At 47.1% G+C, this 1,009-nt stretch carries 1 protein-coding gene; it reads left to right on the top strand.

Features of this window, described 5'->3' with window-relative positions:
• The first annotated feature begins 495 nt into the window (after positions 1-495).
• Positions 496-909 (top strand): MarR family winged helix-turn-helix transcriptional regulator, encoded by a 414-nt coding sequence (locus tag FD01_RS12805; RefSeq protein WP_054720196.1) that lies wholly within the window; start codon positions 496-498, stop codon positions 907-909.
• The last annotated feature ends 100 nt before the right edge of the window (positions 910-1,009 follow it).

Here is a 1,009-nt window from a genome sequence, read left to right as displayed (position 1 = left end):
TTTTGTCTGAGTGCTAACGATAGTGGCTAACTTGATTGTAAAACGCGGGTTTAAATTTTATTTTTTCCATGGCGGTAACACTGGTCGAATCAGGCAACGTTTGCTCAGCATGACACACTTTTTATCATTGAATTCGGTTACTTTTCTTGTTATCTTATAGCCATGATGAATCACGGAGACTTCGGGGTGCGGCCGCACTGAACGTTACTCGATGTGAGGAATCAGAGTCTAGCGGCGTCGGTCGACCTGCTAGGCGATGTGCCACCTATGCACCGGTGCAGACCGAAAGCGAATCTCTCGTTTTGGCACCTGATCTTGAATGTTGACTACCTCAACCTGGGTAGGCGGTAACCCGCTAGCACGCCCAGGTACATAGCCACTAAAATGCCGCGATCAGCGGCTATTTTTCGTGGATCAAATTGTTTGACACGCGTCGATAATGGGTTTATTATTTGCTTGCGCAAACAAATAACCAAGCAAGGATGATCCATGAGCATGTCAAATTCAGTCAATGATCCCTTAAAAGATCTCGCAGCATTGAGCCGCCGCTATACCCAAATTCTCGATCAAACATTCAGTCGCTATGGGCTTTCCAGTAGCCTCTATTATTATTTGATCAAGTTACATGACTTTGGCGATTTACCCCAGGAGCGTTTGGTCCAGTTAACTGGGGTCAACCCCAGCAATGTCACGCGAGCAGTCGCTCAGCTGGTACAACTCGGCTTTGTACTCAAACGCCCTAACCCTGACGATCGCCGCGGATTTGTGTTAGCGTTGACGGATTCCGGCACAGCAATTTGTCCCGCCTTGCTTGATGGTCTTGCCTTTGCGCAAAAGCAATTTCTTGCGCCTTTAACCGCTAAGGAGCGAGCACAGTTTGAGTCGATCCTTCAGAAATTGGCAGAATGAATAAAGGAGTGACTGTTGTGGATGAAGCAACTTTGTTGAAGAAGAGGGCGTGCGGACAAAAACCTGGACTTCGGGTATGATGTCATTATGTATTCAAAAG

Origin of the sequence: Lacticaseibacillus manihotivorans DSM 13343 = JCM 12514 (genome assembly GCF_001435035.1) — a bacterium.
GTDB lineage: Bacteria > Bacillota > Bacilli > Lactobacillales > Lactobacillaceae > Lacticaseibacillus > Lacticaseibacillus manihotivorans.
The sequence above is the reverse complement of the archived record's forward strand: the minus strand, read 5'-3'. Positions and strand labels throughout refer to the sequence as shown.

Excerpts from the sequence above, each read along its gene's own strand:
- FD01_RS12805 (WP_054720196.1), top strand. The coding sequence starts at position 496 with ATGTCAAATTCAGTCAATGATCCCTTAAAAGATCTCGCAGCATTGAGC.